Below are 5632 nucleotides of genomic sequence, written 5' to 3'. Positions count from 1 at the left end.
GTATTTGATGACGCCATTTTAACAAGTATCGCCAGCTCTCAAGTTGGGCCAGGGCGAGAGCACACTAACCTAAAAAATGAACAACCAGGTCAAAACGCCAGCTATGCGCATAAATACCACTCATACCGCGAAGTAAAACTGAGTGCTATTTACTCACCGATTGGGTGTTTTGCGATCAAATGTTATATTTGTTACTTGATTTAACAAAGTCTGCTCCCGCCCTGTAGGTTGGGTGAACCTGTTTATACACGAAAATAGATGTTGATGAATGATATTGGGAGGTTGACATCGATCAGTCAGCCTTTCGGTAGATAAAGATATAACCTTGATATGGATCAATATTTAATTCAACTAAAAATGGATTTGTTATCAATGGAAAAACTCGATGGTCGTGATTGATATTTATTTTAGCCTGTCTCGCCTGTTTGGCCTTACTATGTGGCAAACGGAGGAATTAGTGATGATTATCTATGGTAAATACGGTGGTGCAGCGCTGAGAGCTGTTCATCTGATGGTAGAGAATAATTATGGTCATGTCACCGCCTGGGATATGGCTATTGCTGAAGCATTTGGTGATGATATCAGTACAGGGAAATTTAAAAATAATCCAAAGGTAACTTTTCTGACTCTTTGCAGTCTTGGTTGTATCAGTTGCATAATGCCAGTTCATTATGTAGCTGCGACCAAAACCAGAACATATGTGTTGGCTGCCATTGATTTATTGTCACACAAGGATATTACCAAACCGATCAATCCCGAGCAGTTATGGCAGGAGGTGATCTCGGCCTGTAAGAGCGGCAAGCTTGTGAAGCATAACAATCAGATGGATGTCATTCTGACACTCTGGTATGCCGGTGTGCTCAATCCCGAGTGGGATAGGGATGCCATCAGGATAGACTATCGACGAATATAACAAAGCCAAGGTAATGAATACCTTGGCATGAAACATCAATTGGTTCTGGTCAAGGATGCACTATCGGAGTGTGCGAATGGCTTGCCATACACCATCAGGTTGGTGGTTTGACTGTATTTGAGGAGATCTTTCTCTGAGAAGTCCAGAGTCATCGAGAAATCAGTGGTGGAATCATTAATGGTCATATAATTGCTTTCCGCAATACCGCGCTTGCCCGTCTTGAACTCGATTTTGTTACCCGCTTTGCCTTCAGTGACCACACAGACTGCACGGGGTATACAGTATGAGTTGTAAACAAGCTGATTAGTCTTGTCATAAATCAGATAACCGCGTTGGTCATGAAATTTCCCATTATCGCTTTTTCTGAATACTTCCTGCTTGTAATACATGGCTACCAGATATTGTTCGCTGGCATTTTTAGCATCGGCAGCCGGTTCAAAAGTAATGATTTCGTAAAAGGGTTCCACTGCCGGCCCCCCTTTGCCAACTTTGCTACCCTCCTGGCCGGGTGCTACATCTACACCACCAGCATCGGTGCTTTTCCATGTGCCAGCCAACTGAGCTAATGGACCAAAATCCAGACCATTGATAATAGTACTGGACTCTGCGTGAGCGAGCGTGGCACAGGTAATTAGTGCCATGGGTAAGATAATTTTATTCATTGTGATAACTCCACCACTAATAATGACTTGCGAAGAAATATGTTCAGCAAAGTAATTGTTATAACGAACCAAGGATGTGGTCAATGATATTAAATGATTGTAGTTTGTTTTTGTGAGGTATGATTTGTTTTTTCGCGGCTAAATAAATTGAATTTGATATAAGACAATATTGTATTTTTTCATCGAGCTTCCTCAGGTATATCGTGGTAACGATAAAGGAATGTTGACATGATGCGATGATTATTATGTCAACGGCGTGAATATTTCACTCAGCCCCATCAATTGAAGGCGATCCCCACTAACTCTGTGGCACTCTGACCCCTTTATCGAGATAGAGGCTGCTGTAGTGGGCGCGGTGGGTAACAAACATCACCTGATGGCGGCTGCCGTCGGAGAGGATAATAAAATCCCCCGCCTGAGCGGGGCTCCGCAAGGTGATCTCCTGCTCGGGGGCGGTCAGGCGATCGACATCTTCCTTGAAGGTGAGGGTGTAAGAGTACATATGGCGCTCCACAGCTGGCTCATATCAAACACTCCCTTGAAGGTAGTTGCTTGCATGGGCGAGCGCGGCGCCCGATTGGCGCTGTTAGACCAAATATCAGCGATGAGAACGTGCGTGGCTTCAGTCGGGTTGTTCTGCTGAGGTGCGCTTGAGGCATTTACATCAAGGCCATCGGTATCAAAACGATGGTAAAGGGGCAAAGGGAGATGAAAAAACCGCCAGCTGGCGGTTTTTCTTATGCGGTGGGCCCTACTTCAGGGCCTTCTTCAGCTTCTTGATCTTGCCTTCATGCTTGGCAATTTTCTCAAGACGAGCGGCGATCTTCTTCTTGATCTCTTTCTTGCTTGCTTTGGCCATCGGTGGCGCTCCTTTGCAGTGGGGACACATGAGGTGTCAGTCTGGGTCTTCCCTTTGACGTCCCAGAGTGCCACAGGGCTCCTTTGTGAACCAGCACTCTGTTGCTTTAATAGCCAGCTCGCTATAACTGCAAGGGGCTGAGCCAACGCAGCAGTTGCTGGCCCACCTGCGGGTTGCCGAGCAGGGCCATATGACTGGTGCGATAGACAATCAGGATATGGGCAGGAAGAAAAGCCAGCAGATGGCGCGCTTCGTTGTGCTGACCGAGGGTGCTGCGTAGCGGCACCAGTCCATCGCCAATCAGCCGATCAGCCAGCAGGCTGCGCTTGGCGGCAGTGGTCGCGGCAATGGCATAGCAGTTGACGCCACAGGGAAGGGGAAGCGGCTCGCGGGGATCGCGCAAGGGCGCAGCGGGATCGGGTGGGGCGAGCGTCTCGATCACCTTGCCATGGCGCAGATCCTTGATGCCTGCACTGCGCAGCCGTGCCAGCCTGACGAAGGGTTCGCTGTAGGCGGTGGCGGGCAGCAACTGCTCCAGCCAGTGCCCGGCGTGTTCCAGCGGTGCGCCGTGGTGTGGTGTGCCAAGAAAGATCAGATTGGCAAGGTGCGCAGGCCAGATGAGCCCGGCCACACCGGCATGGTGGCAGGCGCTGCGGGCAACCAGTCCCCCCATGCTGTAGCCCATTATCGTTATCTCTTTGAGGTCTCCCGGCCAGTGGGCGAACAGCTGCTCCAGCAACAGGGCAAGTTGTTGCCCGTTCTGTGTGATGGGCAGTCCCGAGTTGTAGCGCACGTAAAGAGGCTGATAGCCAAGCGCGGCGGCAAGCTGCTCCCCATGATTGACCAGTTCACCCTGGTAAAGGGTCTGCCACTGCAGATCGTTCATGCACAGGCCATGCACCATCAACAGCACTCGTCCCTCGTGGGGCAGTATTGTCGGCATGTCCTGCCAGTCGAGGGGCTTCCCCTGATAGCGCAGGGTCATGGGGGTGGCGAGGGCATTGTGGTGTTCGACCAGCTTGTCCCCCAACACGCCGTTGAGCGTGGCGATCAGGGCCGCACGTTTCGGGGTTTCGGGGATCTGGTGGGGCGGCGGTGTGGCTGGCAGGCGGCTGAGCAGTTGGTTGAGGCCGCTGCTTAGGTTGTTGGTGGCGCCATGTACCCCCTTGTAGACCAGCCCGGTGATCCCGGCTGTTTTTCCCTCATCTCGTCCCTTGAGCCCCATACCGCTTAGTACCGCCTGATGTACCGCTTCGGTGATCTCTACCGCGGCGGGCAGCGCCAGAGTCAGCAGGTGCGCCAGCTCGCGGATATCCGAAAGATGCCAGGAAGATGATGGCGAGGGGTCTGTGGCGTCGGTCATGGCAAGCCCTTGTGAAAGCGGGAGTCGCGTTGTCGTGCCGCGAAGAGCGCAGCGTATCTCTATATCAAACCAGCTTGCGCCCTTTGTGGCAGGTTTACCAGTACGGGCCTGCATGGCGGGGCTGATAAGAACCGCTTGCGAAGCCGGTCACGGTAATGACAGGGAAAATCACCTCTACTTTGTCATATGAAGCCACATGGAGAGGTGAGGATGTCGCTGTTTGATGAGGTGCGGGTACAGGATTTGTGTGCACGGTTGCTTGATAGCCAGAACGGAAAGGGCTGCTCCCTTGAGAGTCGGCATGGCCGCGAGTTGAAGGATCTGTTGCAGGCAGTGGGCGGGATCAAGCCGGTTCGCCGTGGTGCTCCTTATGCGTTGACCGAGGCGGGACGGACTTATTTGCTCGGGCAGCTGGCACGGGCTGCGCCCCCCGAACCGGACAAGGGGGGGCTGCTGCAACGAATGGGAGTGAGTTTGCCTGCACGGCTCAATCAGGCCTGCTTTTATGCCCTCTGGCATGGGGACAGCAAGCATTCGCGGTCAGCATCCCTTGCCGCGCCACAGCTTGCGGAATTGTCGCTCACGCAGGATGAGGTGATCCGCATCCGTACCCTCGAACCGCTCTCGCTGGTCGATCGGCACGGTCAGCAGCACGATATGACGGCAATGATAGCGCTGCTGGGGGAGTTGGCGTTGTCGGAGCGGACTCTGGGCACGCTGGCGGCCATCGGCTGGCAAGGGGCGCGGGTCATTACGGTGGAGAACAAGGGGGCCTTTGTCGACTACCCGCTGCAACCCGGGCAACTGCTGCTGTTTGCCCCCGGTCGCAATACTACCCTGGCCAAACAGCTGATCCCGCTGCTGCCTGCGGGCGTGCCGTGGGCCCATTTTGGCGATCTCGATCAACGGGGTATCGATATTGCCGTCGAGTTGGCGCGTGAACTAAATCGACCGGTCATGCTCTGGCTTCCCTGTGAGCTGCAACCTTATCTGGAGCACTATGCCCGTCCGGTACGCACCTTTGCGACGGACAGTGGCAAGGTGCCCTGGCGTGTGACGAAGCCGGCTGATCAGGTCGGTGGTCATGGCACGTCGGCAGGCGTTCCCTGGCTTGAGAAACTGATCACAGACGGGACTTGGCTGGAGCAGGAGGTATTGATTCTGGCCCCTCACTGGCGGAGCTGGTCATTGGACGCGATGGGCAATCAGGGTTGAAACGGGGAGCCCGCGCTCCCCGTCATTTCGTGGTTAGCGGCTCACTTGGCGTTGATGGGCCCCTTGGTGCCGGCATCGTTATCGACCCAGCCATCTTCACCCTTGATGCGGCGATCCCCCTGAATGGTGTAGATGACCATGCCATCCTTGAACACCAGCGCGCCATCGGATTTCTTGGCATTGACCTTCTTGTCGTTGACCCACACCTGATCCTTGCCATCGATGCGGATATTGGCCACGGTGGCGCCGGTTTGGGGGAAGGTGGCGATCCAGTTGCCCGCATAGGGGCTGCCGCTGGTTGCCGCAGCCGGAGCATTGCCAACACCGGCAGCCGCGTTCTCAGCCTTGGTTTTGTTGATATCGCAGCCATTGAGCTCGCTCACCTGAGTGCAGCCCGAGCGCTCCAGCTTCTGCTCATAGCTGAGATTCAGACCACCATTCGCAGCCGGGGCCGTTGCGCCAAATCCCGCTTTGGCATTTTCCGCTTTGGTTTTGTGAATGTCACAACCCTGAGCCTCGGTAACCTGGGTACAGCCGGATCGCTCCAGCTGCTCGGCATATTTGGCATTAATAGCGTGTGCCGGTGTGATGCCGAGCAGGGTCAGGGTGATGAGCAGAGC

Annotated in this window: 7 protein-coding genes; 3 read left to right on the top strand and 4 right to left on the bottom strand. The window is 54.0% G+C overall.

What is annotated here, in order from left to right:
• Both ACRAUW_RS16480 and ACRAUW_RS16475 read left to right on the top strand, forming a co-directional pair.
• Nucleotides 1-204: hypothetical protein (locus ACRAUW_RS16480; RefSeq protein WP_431363149.1), on the top strand; the 204-nt coding region annotated here is incomplete at its 5' end.
• Between the two features lie 181 nt (nucleotides 205-385).
• Nucleotides 386-913, top strand: a complete 528-nt coding sequence (locus ACRAUW_RS16475; RefSeq protein ID WP_431363148.1) for a DUF6979 family protein — start codon at nucleotides 386-388, stop codon at nucleotides 911-913.
• Nucleotides 914-948: 35 nt separating this feature from the next.
• Here ACRAUW_RS16475 and ACRAUW_RS16470 read toward each other — a convergent pair whose 3' ends face one another.
• From ACRAUW_RS16470 to ACRAUW_RS16460, 3 genes are all read right to left on the bottom strand, one after another.
• On the bottom strand, nucleotides 949-1575 hold the full coding sequence (locus tag ACRAUW_RS16470) for a heme-binding beta-barrel domain-containing protein (RefSeq protein WP_431363147.1): 627 nt from the start codon (nucleotides 1573-1575) through the stop codon (nucleotides 949-951).
• Nucleotides 1576-1873: 298 nt separating this feature from the next.
• Nucleotides 1874-2077 (bottom strand): hypothetical protein, encoded by a 204-nt coding sequence (locus ACRAUW_RS16465; RefSeq protein ID WP_431363146.1) that lies wholly within the window; start codon nucleotides 2075-2077, stop codon nucleotides 1874-1876.
• Between the two features lie 478 nt (nucleotides 2078-2555).
• Nucleotides 2556-3797 carry an esterase/lipase family protein gene (locus ACRAUW_RS16460; RefSeq protein ID WP_431363145.1) on the bottom strand — a complete coding sequence of 414 codons (1242 nt, stop codon included), beginning with the start codon at nucleotides 3795-3797 and terminating at the stop codon, nucleotides 2556-2558.
• Between the two features lie 210 nt (nucleotides 3798-4007).
• On the opposite strand from ACRAUW_RS16460, the gene ACRAUW_RS16455 reads away from it, so the two are divergent.
• Entirely contained in the window at nucleotides 4008-5012 is a 1005-nt protein-coding gene (locus tag ACRAUW_RS16455) for a Wadjet anti-phage system protein JetD domain-containing protein (RefSeq protein WP_431363144.1), read from the top strand.
• A gap of 41 nt (nucleotides 5013-5053) precedes the next feature.
• Here the strand turns inward: ACRAUW_RS16455 and ACRAUW_RS16450 are convergent.
• On the bottom strand, nucleotides 5054-5632 hold a 579-nt coding region (locus ACRAUW_RS16450; protein ID WP_431363143.1), incomplete at its 5' end, for a hypothetical protein.

The sequence above is a fragment of the Aeromonas sp. genome (assembly GCF_050633025.1).
Taxonomy (GTDB): Bacteria; Pseudomonadota; Gammaproteobacteria; order Enterobacterales; family Aeromonadaceae; genus Aeromonas.
The sequence above is the reverse complement of the archived record's forward strand: the minus strand, read 5'-3'. Positions and strand labels throughout refer to the sequence as shown.

Excerpts from the sequence above, each read along its gene's own strand:
- ACRAUW_RS16475 (WP_431363148.1), top strand. The coding sequence starts at position 386 with ATGGTCGTGATTGATATTTATTTTAGCCTGTCTCGCCTGTTTGGCCTT.
- ACRAUW_RS16470 (WP_431363147.1), bottom strand. The coding sequence starts at position 1,575 with ATGAATAAAATTATCTTACCCATGGCACTAATTACCTGTGCCACGCTC.
- ACRAUW_RS16465 (WP_431363146.1), bottom strand. The coding sequence starts at position 2,077 with ATGTACTCTTACACCCTCACCTTCAAGGAAGATGTCGATCGCCTGACC.
- ACRAUW_RS16460 (WP_431363145.1), bottom strand. The coding sequence starts at position 3,797 with ATGACCGACGCCACAGACCCCTCGCCATCATCTTCCTGGCATCTTTCG.
- ACRAUW_RS16455 (WP_431363144.1), top strand. The coding sequence starts at position 4,008 with ATGTCGCTGTTTGATGAGGTGCGGGTACAGGATTTGTGTGCACGGTTG.